The 19,046-nt window shown below is 44.4% G+C and carries 15 protein-coding genes; 11 read left to right on the forward strand and 4 right to left on the reverse strand.

Going from position 1 to position 19,046, the window contains the following annotated elements; translation table 11 throughout:
* Positions 1-5: 5 nt before the first annotated feature.
* The gene (gltB, locus tag IEV61_RS14070) at positions 6-4,529 is read right to left on the reverse strand and encodes a glutamate synthase large subunit (protein ID WP_188417660.1); all 4,524 of its coding nucleotides are present in this window, start codon (positions 4,527-4,529) and stop codon (positions 6-8) included.
* A 239-nt stretch (positions 4,530-4,768) separates the two neighbouring features.
* On the opposite strand from gltB, the gene IEV61_RS14075 reads away from it, so the two are divergent.
* The 10 genes from IEV61_RS14075 (at position 4,769) to IEV61_RS14120 (ending at position 14,253) form a co-directional block, all read left to right on the forward strand.
* The gene (locus IEV61_RS14075; protein ID WP_188417661.1) at positions 4,769-5,263 is read left to right on the forward strand and encodes a D-glycero-alpha-D-manno-heptose-1,7-bisphosphate 7-phosphatase; all 495 of its coding nucleotides are present in this window, start codon (positions 4,769-4,771) and stop codon (positions 5,261-5,263) included.
* A 291-nt stretch (positions 5,264-5,554) separates the two neighbouring features.
* Positions 5,555-6,406: an ATP phosphoribosyltransferase gene (gene hisG / locus IEV61_RS14080; RefSeq protein WP_188417662.1), complete on the forward strand. Its 852-nt coding sequence runs from the start codon at positions 5,555-5,557 to the stop codon at positions 6,404-6,406.
* A 124-nt stretch (positions 6,407-6,530) separates the two neighbouring features.
* The gene (gene hisD / locus IEV61_RS14085) at positions 6,531-7,829 is read left to right on the forward strand and encodes a histidinol dehydrogenase (protein WP_188417663.1); all 1,299 of its coding nucleotides are present in this window, start codon (positions 6,531-6,533) and stop codon (positions 7,827-7,829) included.
* 126 nt (positions 7,830-7,955) lie between these two features.
* Positions 7,956-9,023 carry a histidinol-phosphate transaminase gene (gene hisC / locus IEV61_RS14090; RefSeq protein WP_229747142.1) on the forward strand — a complete coding sequence of 356 codons (1,068 nt, stop codon included), beginning with the start codon at positions 7,956-7,958 and terminating at the stop codon, positions 9,021-9,023.
* Entirely contained in the window at positions 9,020-10,168 is a 1,149-nt protein-coding gene (hisB, locus tag IEV61_RS14095; protein ID WP_188417664.1) for a bifunctional histidinol-phosphatase/imidazoleglycerol-phosphate dehydratase HisB, read from the forward strand. Before hisC ends, hisB begins: the two co-directional genes overlap by 4 nt.
* A gap of 86 nt (positions 10,169-10,254) precedes the next feature.
* Positions 10,255-10,845 (forward strand): imidazole glycerol phosphate synthase subunit HisH, encoded by a 591-nt coding sequence (gene hisH / locus IEV61_RS14100; RefSeq protein WP_188417665.1) that lies wholly within the window; start codon positions 10,255-10,257, stop codon positions 10,843-10,845.
* 3 nt (positions 10,846-10,848) lie between these two features.
* The gene (locus tag IEV61_RS14105; protein ID WP_188417666.1) at positions 10,849-11,598 is read left to right on the forward strand and encodes a 1-(5-phosphoribosyl)-5-[(5-phosphoribosylamino)methylideneamino]imidazole-4-carboxamide isomerase; all 750 of its coding nucleotides are present in this window, start codon (positions 10,849-10,851) and stop codon (positions 11,596-11,598) included.
* A 123-nt stretch (positions 11,599-11,721) separates the two neighbouring features.
* Entirely contained in the window at positions 11,722-12,513 is a 792-nt protein-coding gene (hisF, locus tag IEV61_RS14110; protein WP_229747143.1) for an imidazole glycerol phosphate synthase subunit HisF, read from the forward strand.
* 116 nt (positions 12,514-12,629) lie between these two features.
* Positions 12,630-13,262 (forward strand): bifunctional phosphoribosyl-AMP cyclohydrolase/phosphoribosyl-ATP diphosphatase HisIE, encoded by a 633-nt coding sequence (gene hisIE, locus IEV61_RS14115; RefSeq protein WP_188417667.1) that lies wholly within the window; start codon positions 12,630-12,632, stop codon positions 13,260-13,262.
* 58 nt (positions 13,263-13,320) lie between these two features.
* The gene (locus IEV61_RS14120) at positions 13,321-14,253 is read left to right on the forward strand and encodes a WD40 repeat domain-containing protein (protein ID WP_188417668.1); all 933 of its coding nucleotides are present in this window, start codon (positions 13,321-13,323) and stop codon (positions 14,251-14,253) included.
* 83 nt (positions 14,254-14,336) lie between these two features.
* Here IEV61_RS14120 and IEV61_RS14125 read toward each other — a convergent pair whose 3' ends face one another.
* Positions 14,337-15,098, reverse strand: a complete 762-nt coding sequence (locus IEV61_RS14125; protein ID WP_188417669.1) for a C40 family peptidase — start codon at positions 15,096-15,098, stop codon at positions 14,337-14,339.
* Between the two features lie 71 nt (positions 15,099-15,169).
* Between IEV61_RS14125 and IEV61_RS14130 the strand changes: the two genes are divergently transcribed.
* Positions 15,170-15,634 carry a GNAT family N-acetyltransferase gene (locus IEV61_RS14130; RefSeq protein WP_188417670.1) on the forward strand — a complete coding sequence of 155 codons (465 nt, stop codon included), beginning with the start codon at positions 15,170-15,172 and terminating at the stop codon, positions 15,632-15,634.
* Positions 15,635-15,686: 52 nt separating this feature from the next.
* Here IEV61_RS14130 and IEV61_RS14135 read toward each other — a convergent pair whose 3' ends face one another.
* Both IEV61_RS14135 and xylA read right to left on the reverse strand, forming a co-directional pair.
* Positions 15,687-17,357, reverse strand: coding sequence for a sodium:solute symporter family transporter (locus IEV61_RS14135; RefSeq protein WP_188417671.1), 1,671 nt, complete (start codon positions 17,355-17,357; stop codon positions 15,687-15,689).
* Between the two features lie 232 nt (positions 17,358-17,589).
* Positions 17,590-18,921 (reverse strand): xylose isomerase, encoded by a 1,332-nt coding sequence (xylA, locus tag IEV61_RS14140; protein WP_188417672.1) that lies wholly within the window; start codon positions 18,919-18,921, stop codon positions 17,590-17,592.
* Between the last annotated feature and the right edge of the window lie 125 nt (positions 18,922-19,046).

Genomic DNA, 19,046 nt, shown 5'->3' on the forward strand with positions numbered 1-19,046 from the left:
ACAACTTAGCTGATGGTTTGAACTTCTTGTTGCAGCAACACTCTCTTGTATTCTTTAGGGAATACCTTAACAAAGCTCAGCGATGCCGAAGCCCAGTTGTTAAGTATTTGCTGTGCCAGCTTACTGTTAGTTAAATTAATGTGCTTTTTAAGCAGGTTAATAATTTGCTCCTCGTCTTGTGCAGTTAGCGGATCGAGGTCTACCATTTCGGTATTGCAGTTGCTTGCAAAATCATTATCAGGGTTGTAGATCCAGGCAATACCACCACTCATACCAGCGGCAAAGTTGCGGCCTGTTTTACCTAAGATCAACGCACGGCCACCGGTCATGTATTCGCAACCATGGTCGCCAATACCCTCAACTACTACCGTGGCACCCGAGTTACGTACGGCAAAGCGTTCGCCGGCCATACCGCGCACAAATAACTCACCCGAGGTAGCACCGTAAACGGCCACGTTACCAATGATAATGTTGTTTTCTGAGGTAAAAGTGGCTTCTGCTTTTGGATAGATAGCCAGTTGTGCTCCAGATAAGCCTTTACCCACGTAATCGTTAGCCTCACCCTCCAGTTCGAATGCTATACCTTTGGCTGCAAAGGCCCCAAAGCTTTGTCCGGCCGAACCTTTAAATTTAAAGTTGATCGTGTTCTCTGGCAATCCGGCAGAGCCATATTTCTTCGAAATCTCATTAGACAATAAGGTGCCAACCGTACGGTCGGTATTCTTTAACTCGAACGAGGCAAAAACCGGGGTTCTGTCGGCCAAGGCAGGCTGTGCAGTTTCAAGCAGTTTCCAATCGATGATATTATCCATACCATGATCCTGCTTTTCGCTATTATACAAGGTATTGCCTTTGGCATTGGTAACCGGATGTAAGATGCCCGAAAGATCTACCTTTTTAGCTTTCCAGCTTTCCAGGTTATCTTTTACGCGTAAGAACTGTACGCGGCCCACCATTTCCTGAATAGTACGGAAGCCTAACTCGGCCATAATTTCGCGCATATCCTCTGCCAAAAAGCGGAATAGATTTACCACATGTTCGGGCTTACCGCTAAAGAGCTTGCGCAGGTCGGGGTCTTGCGTGGCCACACCCACCGGGCAGGTGTTTAAGTGGCACTTGCGCATCATGATACAGCCGCTGGCAACTAACGCTGCAGTGGCTACCCCCCATTCTTCTGCACCCAGTAGAGCAGCAATTACTAAATCGCGGCCAGTTTTCATCTGTCCGTCGGCCTGCACAACCACGCGGCTGCGTAGTTTGCTGCGTACTAAGGTTTGATGAGCTTCGGCCAAACCTAACTCCCACGGTAAGCCCGCATGTTTAATAGAACTTATTGGCGATGCCCCTGTACCACCATCGTATCCGGCAATTAAAACCACATCGGCATGGGCCTTGGCCACACCTGCGGCAATAGTGCCTACACCGGCTTTTGATACCAGTTTAACGTTGATACGGGCAGCACGGTTAGCATTTTTTAAATCGAAAATCAGTTGCGCCAGATCCTCAATAGAATAGATATCATGGTGAGGCGGCGGCGATATTAAACCCACACCCGGTGTAGAGTGACGGGTTTTGGCAATCCAGGCATCTACCTTGTGGCCGGGCAGCTGTCCGCCCTCGCCAGGTTTAGCACCCTGCGCCATTTTAATTTGCAGCTCATCGGCATTAGTCAAATAGTTGGATGTTACCCCAAAACGCGCCGATGCAATTTGCTTTATAGCCGAACGCATTGAATCGCCGTTTGGCAAGGTTTCGTAGCGCATTTCATCTTCGCCACCCTCGCCGGTATTGCTTTTGCCGCCAATGCGGTTCATGGCAATGGCCAGCGTGCTGTGCGCCTCGTGAGAAATAGACCCGAACGACATAGCACCTGTAGCAAAACGCTTCATAATGCTTTCGATAGGTTCTACCTCGTTAATATCTATAGCCTCACGGTGATGCGTAAAGTCCAGCAAGCCGCGAATGGTGTAATGCTTTTCGGTTTGCTCGTTCACTAAACGGGCATAGTTCTTATAAACCTCAAAGTTATTGGTGCTGGTAGCATGTTGCAGCAAATGCACTGTTTGCGGGTTAAACAAGTGAGCTTCGCCGCGGCGTTTCCATTGGTAAATACCACCTTCAGGCAATAATTTCACTTCGCCTTTAGAGGTAGTGAAACCAAATTTGTGTTTGGTTAAAGCTTCGCGGGCAATTTCGTCTAAGCCTAAACCACCAATGCGGGTAACCGCGCCACAAAAATAGCGGTCTACCACAGCTTTGTTCAAGCCCAATATTTCAAACTGCTGTGAACCATGGTAAGATTGCAGGGTAGAAATTCCCATTTTAGAAAAGATCTTCAACAAGCCTTCATTAACCGATTTTACGTAATTTTTATGCAGGTATTTAATATCCAGGTTGCTTTCCAAGCTACCGTTATTCTTCAACGTTTCAATGGTGGATAACGCCAGGTAAGGATTGATGGCCGTAGCACCAAAAGCCAGTAAGCAGGCAAAATGATGTACTTCCCAAACGTCACCGGCTTCTACTACCAAACCTACCGCACCACGGCGGCCAATTTTAACCAGGTGATGGTGTACGGCAGAAACCGCTAACAACGAAGGAATAGCGGCGTGTTCCGAATCCAGCGCACGATCGCTCAGGATCAATACTTCAAAACCATCATCTACCGCATCTTCGGCATAACGGCACAGGCGTTCAATACCCTTTTGTAGGCTACCCGGCTGACCATCCGCCTTAAAATAAGTTTGCAGCGTTTTAGCATGAAACAAGCCGGTATCAATACTACGCAGCTTTTCCAACTGGTGGTTACGCAGGATAGGATGTTTAAGCGCTACACAATGGCAGTGCATCTTATCTTCATCCAACAGGTTACCATTGTTACCGATGAAGGTAGCCAAACTCATAACCAAACGCTCGCGGATAGGATCTATCGGCGGGTTGGTTACCTGTGCAAAAAACTGCTTAAAATAGCTTGACAGGTGCTGAGGCTTATCGCTCAACACGGCTAACGGCACATCGGTACCCATAGAACCGATAGGCTCTTTGGCGTCGATAGCCATAGGCTTGATGATGCCGTCTATATCCTCGCGGGTGTAACCAAAAACCTGCTGGTAACGGAAAACCGACTCGGGCGACAGGCTGGTGAAAGCAACACGCGGCGCAGGCAGGTCTTCTAAACGGATTTTATAATTTTCTAACCAGCGGCCATAAGGCTGGCGCGAAGACATTTCTTGTTTAATCTCTTCGTCGGTGATGATCTTATGCTGAACGGTATCGATCAGCAGCATTTTGCCGGGTTGCAAGCGACCTTTATATAACACGGTTGCTTCGTCGATAGCCAGTACACCTGTTTCTGAAGCGGCGATAACGCGACCATCAGTAGTTACAGTGTAACGCAGCGGGCGCAGGCCATTACGGTCTAACAGTGCACCTACCAGTTTACCGTCGGTGAAGCTAATAGCTGCCGGGCCATCCCATGGCTGCATAATAGTGGCATGGTACTCGTAGAATGCCTTTTTCAGCGGGTCCATCTGCTCGTTGCCATCCCATGCTTCGGGGATCAGCATCATCATTACATGCGGTAATGAACGGCCGGAATGTTGCAATACCTCAATGATGTTATCCAAACAAGCCGAATCCGACTGGTTATTGTCTATCACCGGCAATATCATATCCATTTCCTCACGACTGAAATAAGCCGAGGCTAATGATTTTACGCTGGAGAAAAACCAGTTTAAGTTACTGGTTAAAGTATTGATCTCGCCATTATGCGCAATTAAGCGGAAAGGCTGTGCCAGTTTCCACGAAGGAAATGTATTGGTAGAAAAACGAGAGTGTATTACCGCGAAGCCCGACACAATGCGTGGATCGGCCAAATCAGTGTAATACTGGCGTAATTGAAAAGTAGTAACCTGACCCTTATAAATAATGGTTTGGCACGAGAACGACGGAAAATAAAAATGTTCTGTAGCGGCAGGGAACGTTTCGTTTACCGTTTTATTAATGTAACGGCGTAACACGAAAAGTTTACGCTCAAAATCTTCGGTATTGTGAATGTGCGATGGACGGGCCACAAATACCTGCTCCACATCGGGCTCGGCACTGCGGGCAGTTTCGCCAATTACCGAAGAATTGATAGGCACCTTACGGAAACCTAATAAGTTGATGCCTAACTTTTCGGTGGCATTTTGAATTATAGTACGACAAGCTTTTTTAAGCGTAGAATCCTTAGGAAAAAAGATCATCCCCACACCGTATTCACCTAACTGCGGCAAACTCACCTCAATATCCGAACACTCCTCCATCAAAAACTCATGCGGCAGCTGAATTAAGATACCGGCACCATCGCCAGAATCCGGATCGCAGCCACAGGCACCCCTGTGCTCCATGTTTTCGAGCATGGTAAGCGCATCATGAATAGTTTGATTGGATTTACTGCCGTTAATATTGGCTATAAATCCGGTTCCGCAGGAGTCGTGCTCAAATTCGGGCCTGTATAAGCCTTGCTGTTCACTTTCTGTTTGATCCATGTTTAAATTAGATATTATATTTTGGGCTATTTGTACGAATATACTGTTTTTAGATTTTAGACAAAATAAAAATTGCTTTTTTATCATTTTTCCAAATATAATAGCAGCAAGACAATTGAAATTTCATTATTTATAAATCGAAAACAAATTTAACCTCATCTATTTTGAACCATTCTAAACAAGAACATACCTCGCGTTTTGAACGAATAGGTTATCTTTGGCGTTCACCTTAATAAGCAATGCAAGAGAAAAATAAAGCTGTTTTTTTAGACCGCGACGGTGTATTAAATAAAGAACTGGGCGATTACGTGTGCCGGCTGGAAGATTTTAAAGTATTGGAGCACAACTTTGCCCCGCTTAAAAAATTGCAAGACCGTGGGTACCTGCTTATTGTAGCCACCAACCAGGGCGGGCTCGACAAGGGATGGTACACCGAAGCACAACTGGCCGAAATGCACCAGCACCTAAAAGATACCTACGCCGAGCATGGCGTTACCTTTACCGATATATATTACTGCCCGCACCATCCGCTGTTTACCGGCGAATGCGATTGCCGCAAACCCAAACCCGGCCTGCTGCTGCGCGGTATTGAGGAACATAATATAGACCCCGCACAATCCTATTTTATTGGCGACCGTGACCGCGACGTTGAGGCCGGCCAAAAAGCAGGCGTAACCGGTATCTTAATTAACAGCGACCAGCCGATTGGCGAAGTGCTGCACTTGATAAAATAGTAGTTGCAATAGAGTCAAGAGTACAGAATCATGAATACAGATAAAAAACATCTACAGTAAAACCTTTGCCACATCAAGGATGTTACTCAAATCTTGAATCTGTACTCTTGACTCTTGATTCTAAATTTATATATTTGCCGCAGCTCATCAACAAATTAGCTATAAAATGAACGGTTTAGTTTTACATCATTTGCATATGCACCATCGCCCCCTGTGGCGATAATAATGATGTATGTTTCTACGTGAAATAACAAAACCTCCGTTTATTTATAGTTTAATACCCCCCAACTTGTGAAAACACTTAAAATTGCTATCCAAAAGTCTGGACGGCTCAATGAAAAATCTGTAGAGCTGCTTAAGAATTGCGGCCTCAATTTCGAAAATTACAAAAGCTCTTTAATATCTCCCGTATCCAATTTCCCGTTAGAAATTCTGTTTCTGCGCGATGATGATATCCCTGAATATGTACAGGATGGCATTGCCGACCTGGGCATTGTGGGCGAAAACGTGATACAGGAAACAGAAGTAGAAGTTAGCTACCTGCAAAAATTAGGCTTTGGCAAATGTTCGCTTAAAATTGCGGTACCTAATAATACAAACATCGAAACCGTGGCCGATTTAAACGGTCGCTCCATCGCCACCACCTATCCAGTTATCTTAAAGAAACACCTTCAAGAACTGAATATTGATGCCGATATCCGTACCATTTCGGGTTCAGTAGAAATATCTCCGGGCTTAGGTTTAGCCGATGCTATATGCGATTTGGTATCTACCGGCGGTACGCTAAAAAGCAATGGTTTAAAAGCCTTCTCGGATGTAATGAGCAGCGAGGCAGTACTAATTGGCCGTAAAGGTTCTGAAAACGAAGATCTGATTCAGGAACTTATTCAGCGTATACAATCGGTATTACGGGCCAAGGAAACAAAGTATGTAGTACTAAATGTGTTAAAAGATAATTTAGAAGCTGTAATTGCATTATTACCGGGCGTTAAAAGTCCATCGGTAGTGCCTTTGGCCGAAGCCGACTGGGTGGCGGTACATACCGTAATCCCCGAGCGCGACTTTTGGGACCGTATCAGTCAACTGAAACAAGCTGGTGCCCAAGGCATTGTAGTAATGCCTATTGAAAAGATCATATTGTAGAACCCCAAGCCCCCCAGAGGGGAGCAGAAGTTTTATAGACATTGTCAGTCTGAGCTTGTCGAAGACTTAGCCGAGCGCATAATGCTTCGACAAGCTCAGCATGACACAACGGATAATATTAAATATGGTAAAGGTTTATAATTATGCCGATTTAAGCGCCGAGGAAATTAAATCCTTGGTGCAACGCAATGTTGACCCGGCCAACGAGATCCGCACCGTAGTGGAAACCATTATAGGCAACGTACAGCAACACGGCGACCGTGCCTTGCTGGAATATGCTCACCAGTTTGACAAGGTAGTTTTAGATAAACTATACCTCGACAAAGCCGAACTGGCCGAAATAGCCACTGCCCTGCTGCCCGAACAAAAAGCAGCATTAGAAGTAGCTTACCAAAACATCTATAAATTTCACCAAACGCAGTTAAAAGCCGAAGACAAGGTAGAAACCATGCCGGGCGTTACCTGCTGGCGCGAATTACGACCTATTGAAAAGGTAGGCTTGTACATTCCGGGTGGTACGGCAGTGTTGCCAAGCACTTTTTTAATGTTAGGTATTCCTGCACGCATTGCCGGCTGCCACGAGTTAGTAGTTTGTTCGCCTCCGGGTAAAAATGGTAAGGTGAATGCCTTTATAGCCTACGTAGCACAGTTGCTTAATATAGACCGTATTTACCTGGCAGGCGGAGCACAAGCCATTGCCGCTATGGCTTACGGCACCGAAAGCATTACCAAGGTAGATAAGATATTTGGCCCAGGCAACCAGTTTGTTACTAAGGCCAAAACCATCATTCAATCCACCACGGTTACGGCTATTGATATGCCTGCCGGTCCGTCGGAAGTATTAGTGATTGCCGATGGAACGGCTAACCCTGCTTACATTGCTGCCGACCTGCTGGCACAAGCCGAGCATGGTATTGACAGTCAGAGCATCTTAGTAGCTACCTCAGCCGAGATAGTTGATAAAGCCATTTCAGAATTAGAAAGGCAATTAGCCATTTTACCCCGTGCCGAAATTGCCAAACAAGCCATCGCTAACTCCTACGCAGTTATCGTAAACGACTTGAATGATGCGATGGATTTTAGTAACATTTATGCCCCTGAACATTTGATACTGGCAACAGACAACTGGCAACAGATAACCGACAGCATTATCAATGCCGGTTCGGTATTCTTAGGTAACCAAACGCCCGAAAGTGTGGGCGATTATGCCTCGGGCACTAACCATACCCTGCCAACCAGTTCTTATGCTAAAGCTTACTCGGGCGTTTCTGTAGATTCATTTGTGAAAAAGATCACGTTTCAGCATTTAACGCCCGAAGGGTTGCAAAATATTGGCCCGCATGTAGAAATACTGGCCGATTTAGAGGGCTTGCATGCGCATAGAAATGCGGTGAGTGTAAGAATGAGTCCCCTAACCTCTTAACTGGGATAGGATGTTTTCTGAATAGTATGTCAGTCTGAGCTTGTCGAAGACTTAGCAAAGCTTACAGGTCTTCGACAAGCTCAGACTGACAATCAGTAACAAAACGTCATTGCGAGGCACAAAGCAATGACGAATAAAAAAACGATCATGTTCGACATCAATAATATACTTCGATCAAATATAAAAAACCTCAAGCCCTACTCCTCCGCACGCGATGAGTTTCAGGGTGAGGCCAGCGTGTACCTGGATGCTAACGAGAATGCCTTTGGCTCTCCGCTGCACACCAGCTACAACCGCTACCCCGACCCGATGCAATACCAGGTTAAAATGCGCCTGGCCGAAATTAAGGGCGTTCCGCCACGCAACATCTTCTTGGGTAACGGCAGCGACGAGGCTATCGATATCCTATTCCGCAGCTTTTGCAACCCGGGGGTTGATAATGTAATATTAGTCCCGCCTACTTATGGTATGTACGAGGTATCGGCCAATATTAATGATGTGGAAACCCGCAAAGTGAATTTGACCGATGATTACCAGCTGAACCTCGAAGGCATAGCCGAAGCCATCGATAAAAACACTAAGATCATCTTCGTATGTTCGCCCAATAACCCTACCGGTAATTCTATCAACCGCGATGATATTGAAACTTTGTTAGCTAACTTTCAGGGCTTAGTGGTGGTTGATGAAGCTTATATTAACTTCAGTCGTCAAAAAACTTTCATCCAAGAACTTACCGAGTACGCCAATTTAGTGGTGTTGCAAACTTTGTCTAAAGCTTGGGGACTGGCCGGGCTACGGGTGGGTATGGCTTTTGCCAGTGAAGAGATCATTGAGGTGATGAACCGCGTAAAACCTCCTTATAACATTAACGAGGCATCGCAGCAGTTGGCTTTAGAGGCACTGCAAAATACGGAACAGGTAAACAACTGGATTAAAGAAACTTTGGCCGAGCGCGATAAACTGGTACTGCAACTCAAAGAGTTTGATTTTGTGGTTGATATTTATCCGTCGGATGCTAACTTTATATTAGTGAAAACTACCGACGCCAAAGGCATATACACCTTTCTGGTAAACAATGGAATCATCGTGCGCGACCGTTCTAAAGTAGAACTTTGCGAAGGATCGCTCCGCATTACCGTGGGTACACCGCAAGAAAACACCATCCTCATTAATACGCTAAAGAATTTTAAATGAGCAATCTGAAAAAAGTATTGTTTGTAGACCGCGACGGCACCATGATTAGCGAGTGTGCCGATGAGCAGATAGATTCGTTCTATAAACTCAGATTTTATCCCGGTGCCCTAACCTACCTACCGCGTATAGCCAAAGAAATGGATTACGAATTGGTAATGGTCACCAACCAGGATGGCTTAGGCACTATTAGCCATCCCGACGAGAATTTTTTACCGGTACATGACCTCATTATGCAAACTTTTGCAAATGAAGGAGCCCATTTTGAAGCTACTTTTATAGACCGCACTTTCCCGGCCGATAATGCCCCTACCCGTAAGCCTGGTACCGGTATGCTTACCGCTTACCTGGATGCAGAAAAATACGACCTGGCTAATTCATTTGTTATAGGCGACCGTTTAAACGATGTATTGCTGGCAAAAAACCTGGGTGCTAAAGCTATTTGGTTGAACGATGGCTTAGGCATGGGCGCTAAAGAATTTACCACCGATGAGTTAAGCGCCATTAACGCCACCATAGCCATCAAAACTACCGAGTGGGAAAAGATCTATGAGTTTTTGAAGGTAGGCAAGCGGGTTATAGAACATCAACGTACTACTAAGGAAACTGATATCTATATAAAAATAGACCTGGATGGTACCGGCGAAGCCAAAGTAAACACCGGACTGCACTTTTTCGACCATATGCTTGATCAAATTGCACGTCACGGAAGTATCGATTTAGAAGTTACTGCCAAAGGCGATTTGCACATAGACGAGCATCATACCATTGAAGATACCGGCATTGCCCTGGGCGAAGCCATGGCCACGGCCTTGGGCAACAAACGCGGCATTGAGCGCTACGGTTTTTGCCTGCCTATGGATGATTGCCTGGCCCAGGCTGCCATTGATTTTGGAGGCCGTAACTGGCTTATGTGGGAAGCCGATTTTAAACGCGAAAAAGTGGGCGACATGCCAACCGAGATGTTTTATCACTTTTTTAAGTCGTTTACTGATGCCGCCAAATGTAACCTCAATATAAAAGCCGAAGGAACTAACGAACATCACAAAATAGAAGCTATCTTTAAAGCTTTTGCCAAAGCCATTAAAATGGCCGTAAGGCGCGATGTAAACAATATGGTTTTACCAAGTACGAAGGGAGTACTTTAGGAGAGAGTCAAGAGTACAGAGTCAAGAATCAAGATTAGAAAAAGGTCTGTGTTCATGACTCTGTATTCTTGATTCTAATACAAATTATGATAGGAATCATCCGTTACGGTGCGGGCAATATATTCTCGCTTACCTCGGCATTAGACAGGCTGGGCATAGCCTATGGTATGGTACACACCGAGGCCGACCTAAAGCAGTGTGACCGTTATATTATTCCTGGTGTTGGCCACGCCGGCGCTGCTATGAAAAAGCTGGAGCAAACTGGTTTGGTACCGGCCATCAAAGCTTTACAGAAGCCTACTTTGGGTATTTGTGTAGGTATGCAGTTGATGACCGCTTATTCTGAAGAAGGTGATGCTAATTTGCTGCACATTTTCCCGAACAAAACGTTAAAATTTAAAGACAGCGAGCACTTTAAAGTTCCGCATACGGGCTGGAACCGTGTACATCAGGAAAAAGAAAATCCTTTATTTGCAGGCATTCCAAACGATGCACACTTTTATTACGTACATTCATACTACATTGAGTATAGCGATGCATATACTTTAGCCTCAACCAATTATACCTTACCGTATTCGGCATCAATTTGGCACAACAATTTTTACGGTGTACAGTTCCACCCCGAAAAATCGGGTGTGTATGGCGAAACACTTTTAGCTAATTTTTCAAAAATATAACGCATGTATATTATTCCAGCTATCGACATTTTAGATAAAAAAGTGGTTCGCCTTCGCGAAGGTGATTACGAGCAGGTAACCCGTTACGAGGTGAGCCTGGAAGAAATGATCGAACGCTACCAAGCCATCGGTACCGAGCTTATTCACATCATAGACCTAAACGGCGCCAAAGGCGATTTCAGCAATCAGCAATACCTGTTCGATGTCATCAAAAAAACCGATATGAAAATTCAATACGGCGGTGGTATCCGCAGTATCGAAAAGGTACAGGAGCTTACCGATGCCGGCATTGCCCGCGTTATTGTAGGCACACAAGCCATCAGCAATCCTACTTTTTTAGACGAACTAAGCAAAGCCATGTGTGGCAGCAGCAAATGTGCCGACAAAATTGTGGTGGCTATTGACGTGCTGGATGAGGTGATCAAATACTCGGGCTGGATGGAAAGTTCACCTATTAAATTAATTGACTACGTAGACCGCTGCCTGCATTTAGGTTTTTATCGCTTCTTGTGTACCGACATTAATAAAGACGGCAAACTCGGCGGCGCAGGCATCGAACTTTATGAAAAACTGCTTGATCACTCTCCTTTCATTAAACTCATTGCCTCCGGCGGCGTAAGCTCCATGAAAGACATTGAAGACCTTAACCAGATTAAGGTAGAAAGTTGTGTGGTAGGTAAAGCCATTTACGAAGAGCGCATTACCATTGAGGATGTAAAAAACTGGAATTTGAAGTCATTGATAAGCATATAAATAATGCCTCAAAAATTATGTCATTTCGAGTGCTAACGAGAAATCTTGTTCGAGTAACCTATCGCCCGAACAGGATCTCTCACTATCGTTCGAGATGACAGATGTTTATAAATTTAATTTTCGTTGGAAAACAATCAGCAAACTCATATTCCTATCACCGGGGGGTTAGCCAAGCGCATCATCCCCTGCCTCGACGTTAAAGACGGCCGTACGGTAAAAGGCGTCAACTTTGTTGACCTGCGTGATGCAGGCGACCCCGTGGAACTGGCCTGGAACTACTCACAGCAGGGCGCCGACGAGTTGGTTTTCCTGGATATAACAGCCACACACGAGAAACGTAAAACGCTGGTAGAACTGGTTAAATCTGTAGCCCGTCAAATTAATATCCCTTTCACCATAGGCGGTGGTATTAACGAAATTGCCGATGCCGATGCGTTGCTGAACGCAGGTGCTGATAAGATCTCTATCAATTCGGCTGCGGTGCGTAACCCGGCTTTGATTGATGAGTTAGCTAAAGCATTTGGGGTACAGTTTGTGATTGTGGCAGTGGATACACGCCACGTAGCTAACACCAACATCGTCCACTTAAACGGCGGCCGCATAGCTACCGACAAAGAAACCCTAACCTGGATCAAGGAAGCGGAAAGCCGTGGCGCAGGCGAAATACTGCTTACCTCTATGGATCATGACGGAACCAAGGCGGGTTTTGATAACTCGTTCTTAAAGGTGGTGAACGATGCGGTGCGCATTCCGGTCATAGCTTCGGGTGGCGCGGGTAACAAGCAGCACTTCGTTGATGTGTTTGAGAAAACAAACGTAGATGCAGCACTGGCAGCTTCGGTGTTTCATTATGGAGAAATTTTGATACCGGATTTAAAGGATGTACTACGAGGACATCAAATAGAAGTAAGATAAAATAATAACAATGTCATTACGAGGAGCGATAGCGACGTGGCAATCACACGCAGATTAGTATAAACACGTGCGATTGCCACGCTAAGCTCGCAATGACATTTTGATAAATTAATAAAATGCAAATAGATTTCACCAAATCGCCAGACGGACTTGTGCCGGTGGTTATACAAGACGAGCAAACATTGGAAGTGCTGATGCTGGGCTATATGAACCAGGAAGCTTACGACAAAACCGTTGCCGAAAAAATAGTTACCTTTTACTCCCGCTCCAAGAACCGCTTGTGGACTAAGGGCGAAACCAGTAGCAACTACCTTCATTTAAAAAGTCTTCATATAGACTGCGATAATGATACTATCCTGATCAAAGCCAAAGCTGACGGCCCTACTTGCCATACCGGTGCCCGCAGTTGCTTCGAGACTGCTTACAACCAGAACTTTATTTTAGAGTTGGAGAATATAATTCAGGATAGGTATGAAAACCCGGCAGAGTCATCTTATGTAAATAAGCTTCGTAAAAAGGGCTTAAATAAAATTGCTCAAAAAGTAGGCGAAGAAGGAGTAGAAGTGGTAATTGCTGCTTTAGCCGAAACGGAAACTGACCTAATTAACGAAGCGTCTGACTTGGTGTTCCACCTGTTGGTTTTGCTACGTGAAAAAGGATTAACCTTAGAAACCATTGCTAAAAACTTAGAGCAACGCCATACGCCACAACAACCCGAAGATGGAGTTGCCCATAAACACGGCAGCTAATTTTAGGAAGTTAGCTATTAACCAGATTACCCACCAATAAGGAATTTGATTTAACCTTATGCAAGTAACTAAAGCCTTCGAACTTACAGGGCATCAAAACCCCATTTTTGCGCTCGAACTTTCGCAAAAGTCGGGTATCCTGTTTAGTGCCGGTAATGATAAGGGCTTGGTAGAATGGAGCCTGGAGCAGAAAGCTTTTATTAAAGTAATGTTCCCGGTGCCTGCATCAGTATATGCCATACATTGCCCCGTAGGTTACCCGCTGATGTTTGCCGGGACGCGTAATGGTGATGTCTTGGTGTTTGATTTCATTCAGCAGAAAATCATTGCCACTTTAAAGCAGCATACGAAACCTATCTTTGATATTAAATCGGCAATTGACAAGCAGGAATTGCTGGTAGCGTCTGAAGATGGCACCGTAAGTATCTGGAATTTGAATACGCTGCAATTAGTCCATGCCATAAAAGTTTCGGGCGACACCATTCGCAGCATCAGTATATCGCCAAACGAAGAACAGGTTGCTTTTGGTTGCCGTGACAATGCGGTGCAGATTTACAACCTTACAGATTACAGTCATTCAAACACTTTGAAAGACCATACGATGGCCGTGTTCTCCGTGCAGTATTCACCTGATGGACAGCACCTATTATCGGGTGCCCGCGATGCACAGATCAAGGTTTGGGATACCGCTACATTTACTTTAAAGCAAAGCATCGCCGCACATTTATTTGCAGTAAACCATATCCTCTTCCACCCTACCGAACCTTACTTTGCCTCGGCCAGTATGGATAAAAGCATAAAGATTTGGGGTGCCGATGATTTTAAACTCTATAAGATCATCAGCCGCGAAAAAGGCTTTGCCGGTCATCAACTATCTGTAAATAAACTTGCCTGGAATGGTAATCAGCTACTATCAACCGGAGATGATAAGCGGATTATTGCCTGGGATGTAAGCCCCTCCCAACCCTCCCCGGGAGGGAGGGCTACATGAAAATTTACGTCTTAATCTTGACCGTCGATAGAAAAACACTTGCCATATTTAAAGCCTCCCTCCCGGGGAGGGTTGGGAGGGGTTTACATATACCGCTTAATAATCCGCAGCTTATGAGTATGTTTCTTTAATTCCTCCGAGTAAATGCCCTGCCCATCTATATGATCAATTTTTACCCGGCCTGAGGCATGGATAATTTGCTCGTGGTTCACCATAATGCCCACATGTACAATGCGGCCTTCGTTGTTATCAAAAAAAGCAAGGTCGCCTGCCTGTGCGGCAGGTAAAAAGTCAACCACAGTGCCCTGCCCAGCCTGCTGGCTAGCATCGCGTTTGAGTTGTAGGCCATGCTGTTTAAAAACCGTTTGCACAAAGCCCGAACAATCTATTCCAAAATGTGTGCGGCCTCCCCATAGGTAAGGTGTGTTCAGGTAAGACATTGCAGTAACTAACAGATCTGCATTCGGCTCTCCAGCATCGTTTACACCAAACACCTCATTGCCTATCCAGCTACTGCCATTTTCGTAAAAAGGCAATGTACTGCCAGCTGATAGGTATAGTAAACTATTATCGCTTTGCCTATTAGCTATGGTCACCGGCTGTGTGGTTAAAACGGCTATGTGCAATTGCAGTTCAAGATAATCGTCGTTGTTTAGCGGTATCACTTGTACCCGGCTAATCCAGCCTTCGTATTCATCGTAAGTGGTAAGCACTTTTACCCACTTTTCCTGCCATTCGGTAATGAGGTATGTTTCGCCAAAAAGTATTTGCGAAACCAGCTCGCTGCGTTCGCTGGCCTCGGCCCTTAACGGAATAATTGATAATGTAGCTATACCATATTGCATACCCAAAGTTAGAACATTTTTGTCGCTGTTAACAAAACCTTATTTTTACCGGCGTATTAAATAGCATCATTTTGGAGCACATTACCATATTAGGATATCAACCACATTTGGCCCCCTATTTTAAATCAATTAACATTGCCTGGATAGCACAATATTTTGCTGTGGAAGAGCATGACCTTAAACAATTGGAAACGCCTGAAGAAAGCATATTGAAGCCGGGCGGAGCCATATTGTTTGCACAGTATGATCATGAAATTGCAGGTACCTGCGCTTTAATTAAAACCGGCGAAAATGAATATGAACTGGCCAAAATGGGTGTAGATGAAAAGCACAGAGGCAAGCAAGTAGGTAAGGCACTTTTAGTGGCCGCTATTAAAAAGGCCAGAGCATTAGGGGCAACTAAAGTATGGCTTGGATCGAGCACTAAGCTACAGCCAGCATTGCGGCTATACGAGCAATTTGGCTTTCAGCACGTACCTCTGCAACCATCGCCTTACGCCAGGGCAGATATACGAATGGAACTTAACCTGGTTTAAATAAGAAAGGGGATGCTGTACAGCATCCCCTTTCTTATTTATGATATGATGGTTACCAAAGCAAGGTATAAAGAGCTATCAGTATTCCGCAGATAAGTAATGAACCAATAGCAAATGCATTGTTGGTTTTAAACATACTTGCGTCAACATCAAGTCCGTTAGTTTTCTTGCCCTTAGCTGCATCAATAGTACTGATGATCCACATACCAACGATACAGATAATGAACACAAAACCCATACGGTCAAGGAAAGGAATTTCAAACAAGCCGCTATCTTTACTTTTTACAGCAAAGCCATAAGGATAAAGGAAGGAAAGATCGGCGTACTTCGGAAGAAATTTGAAAACAACCGAAAATATAAAACCACCAATGGTTGCGAATAATGCAGCGTTTGAAGTTGCTTTTTTCCAGAAGAAGCCTAAAATAAACATGGCAAATATACCCGGAGATACAAAGCCTGTGTACTCCTGGATAAAGGTGAAACCACCTTTTTTATCGATACCTAAAAACGGCGATATGATAACGCCCAGGATCATAGCTACCACTACGGTAATTTTACCTACAGTAACTAACTTATAATCCGGAGTTTCGGGTCTTAATTTCTTGAAGATATCTAAGGTAAAGATTGTAGCAATACTGTTTGCCTTACCTGCAAGCGATGCAACAACCGCTGCTGTTAACGCAGCGAATGATAAGCCTTTGAAGCCGGCAGGAAGCAGGTTTAACAAGATCGGATAAGCATTATCAGCATTTTCAGCAAGGCTTTTTTGAGCACCGCTGTCAAACACATGATCTTTGTATAACACGTAAGCGGCAATACCCGGCAATACCACAATTAAAGGCATCATTAGCTTCAAGAAAGCTGCGAATAAGATACCGGCACGAGCTGTTTTAAGGTTAGCACCCAAAGCACGTTGTGTGATGTACTGGTTACAACCCCAATAGTTAAGGTTTACAATCCACATACCACCCAAAAGAACGGTTAAACCAGGCAAATCAATAAAGCTTGGGTTATCTTTTTTCAATATCATGTGGAAGTGATCGTTAGCTTTCTCGCTCATGATCTTTAAACCGTCAATAACGCCCGATGAACCATTGTGTTCAGCAACTAAGCTTACGGCAATGTAGGTAGTTACAAGTCCGCCTAAGATGAGGAAAAACACCTGGATAACATCGGTAAAACCAATTACCTTCATACCACCCAAAGTGATAATTACCGCAAAGAATGCCAGGGCAATTAAACAAACGGTAAAGTTGATACCCGATATGCCGTTTACGGCAATGGCACCTAAATAAAGGATGGAGGTAAGGTTTACTATTACGTATAACAACAACCAGAATACTGCCATAATCATAGCCACAGTGCTATTGTAGCGCTGGTGCAAAAATTGTGGCATGGTAAATATCTTATTACGCAGATATACCGGTATAAAGAATACAGCTACAATAACCAGGGTAATTGCCGCCATCCATTCGTAAGCAGATACCGCTAAACCCATGGTAAAACCGTTACCGCTCATGGCAACAAATTGCTCGGCAGATATGTTCGAAGCTATCAAAGATGAACCAATGGCCCACCAGGTTAACGAACCTTCGGCCAGGAAGTAATCTTTTGAAGTTGCATCGGCATTACGCTTTCGGCGGTATACCCATAAGCCATAAATGGCCACGATCAGGAAGTAGATTATGAAAACAGCATAATCTCCCGTGGTTAATTGTTTCATCTTTTATTTAACTTGGATTAATTGGTTTAACTGGCAACAATTATATAGAAATATATCGGTTTATCAAATTTTTGGGTGTCCACTTTTGGGTACTTTTTGTACATTATACACTATTAATGTTCAACCTTACAGCAGAAACAAAAAAAGGTTAGCCAACATTCATTTTATGAACGACTTGTACGCTATAAAAACAAATTGGCTAACCTTAAACCGTCAGGTTTGCTTAAGCAGACTATATGTAACGGTTAATTAAGTTCTCAAGGTATTCTTGTTTACCGCTGATGGTTGCTGGCTCGCCATTTTCAACAGCATATGCACGCAGGTCTTCAAGCGTTAACTTACCTTCTTCAAACTCCTTACCTTTACCGCCATCAAACGATGAATAACGGTCGGTAACAATTTTGGTATAATCTGATTTCTGCAGAATTTTATCGGCAATGATCAACGAACGGGCAAAAACATCGGCACCACCAATGTGAGCATAGAACAGATCGGCCATATCGGTTGAGTTACGACGAATTTTAGCATCAAAGTTAATACCACCGCCTTGCAGCCCACCTGCACGCAGTAATACCATCATGTACTCGGTTACCTCGGTAATATCATTAGGGAACTGGTCGGTATCCCATCCGTTTTGGATATCGCCGCGGTTAGCATCTAATGAACCTAATAAACCTGCATCGGCAGCTACCTGCATTTCGTGCTGGAACGTGTGACCGGCCAAAGTAGCATGGTTAACTTCAAGGTTTAATTTGAAATCGTTCATCAGGTCGTATTTCTGCAAGAAAGCCAAACAAGTTGCCGCATCATAATCATACTGATGTTTGGTAGGCTCGCATGGTTTTGGTTCTAAGAAGAAGTTACCAGTAAAGCCGTTTTTACGGGCGTAGTCTTTTGAAGCATGTAAAAACTTGGCCAGGTGCTCCTGCTCGCGTTTCATGTTGGTATTAAGCAAGCTCATGTAGCCCTCTCTACCACCCCAGAAAACGTAGTTTTCGCCACCTAAAGCAATAGTTGCATCTAAAGCAGCTTTAACTTGTGCCGCACCATGAGTTAACACATGAAAATCGGGGTTGGTAGCCGCACCGTTCATGTAACGCTTGTGCGAAAACAGGTTGGCAGTACCCCATAGTAATTTTATACCGCTGGCTGCTTGTTTCTCTTTAGCGTAATCAACCAGAGTTTGTAAACGGCGGTCGTTCTCGTTAATGTCGTTACCATAATCAACCACATCCACATCATGAAAGCAGTAGTAAGGCAAACCTAATTTGGTAAAAAACTCGAACGCAGCATCCATTTTATCTTTGGCGCGTTCAACAGCATCGGCCTTTTCGTCCCAGGCAAAATTATGGGTAGCACCACCGAAAGGATCGGCACCATTACCGTTAAATGAATGCCAGTATGATACGGCAAATTTGAAATGATCTTTTAATGTTTTACCCGCTACAACGAGGTTTTCGTCATACCAGCGATAAGCTAATGGGTTATCGCTCTCCGGACCTTCATATTTAATTTGGTCTATGCCTTTAAAATACTCTCTGTCTCCTGTTAAAATACTTGCCATTATTTTGTTATTAAGTTGTTAGTTTATTTAATTGTTGTTTGAACCTGAATTTTAAGAATTTAGCGAATTAACAGAATGCCCGTACCTTCCAATTCTTAACTCCCGACTCTGTACTCTTGAATCTG

The organism is Mucilaginibacter galii (assembly GCF_014635825.1).
GTDB lineage: Bacteria > Bacteroidota > Bacteroidia > Sphingobacteriales > Sphingobacteriaceae > Mucilaginibacter > Mucilaginibacter galii.

Bases quoted from the DNA above. Each gene is read 5' to 3' on its own strand.
- IEV61_RS14120 (WP_188417668.1), top strand. From the start codon at position 13,321: ATGCAAGTAACTAAAGCCTTCGAACTTACAGGGCATCAAAACCCCATT.
- hisD (WP_188417663.1), top strand. From the start codon at position 6,531: ATGGTAAAGGTTTATAATTATGCCGATTTAAGCGCCGAGGAAATTAAA.
- IEV61_RS14125 (WP_188417669.1), bottom strand. From the start codon at position 15,098: ATGCAATATGGTATAGCTACATTATCAATTATTCCGTTAAGGGCCGAG.
- gltB (WP_188417660.1), bottom strand. From the start codon at position 4,529: ATGGATCAAACAGAAAGTGAACAGCAAGGCTTATACAGGCCCGAATTT.
- IEV61_RS14135 (WP_188417671.1), bottom strand. From the start codon at position 17,357: ATGAAACAATTAACCACGGGAGATTATGCTGTTTTCATAATCTACTTC.
- hisC (WP_229747142.1), top strand. From the start codon at position 7,956: ATGACGAATAAAAAAACGATCATGTTCGACATCAATAATATACTTCGA.
- IEV61_RS14105 (WP_188417666.1), top strand. From the start codon at position 10,849: ATGTATATTATTCCAGCTATCGACATTTTAGATAAAAAAGTGGTTCGC.
- IEV61_RS14075 (WP_188417661.1), top strand. From the start codon at position 4,769: ATGCAAGAGAAAAATAAAGCTGTTTTTTTAGACCGCGACGGTGTATTA.
- xylA (WP_188417672.1), bottom strand. From the start codon at position 18,921: ATGGCAAGTATTTTAACAGGAGACAGAGAGTATTTTAAAGGCATAGAC.
- hisB (WP_188417664.1), top strand. From the start codon at position 9,020: ATGAGCAATCTGAAAAAAGTATTGTTTGTAGACCGCGACGGCACCATG.
- hisIE (WP_188417667.1), top strand. From the start codon at position 12,630: ATGCAAATAGATTTCACCAAATCGCCAGACGGACTTGTGCCGGTGGTT.
- hisH (WP_188417665.1), top strand. From the start codon at position 10,255: ATGATAGGAATCATCCGTTACGGTGCGGGCAATATATTCTCGCTTACC.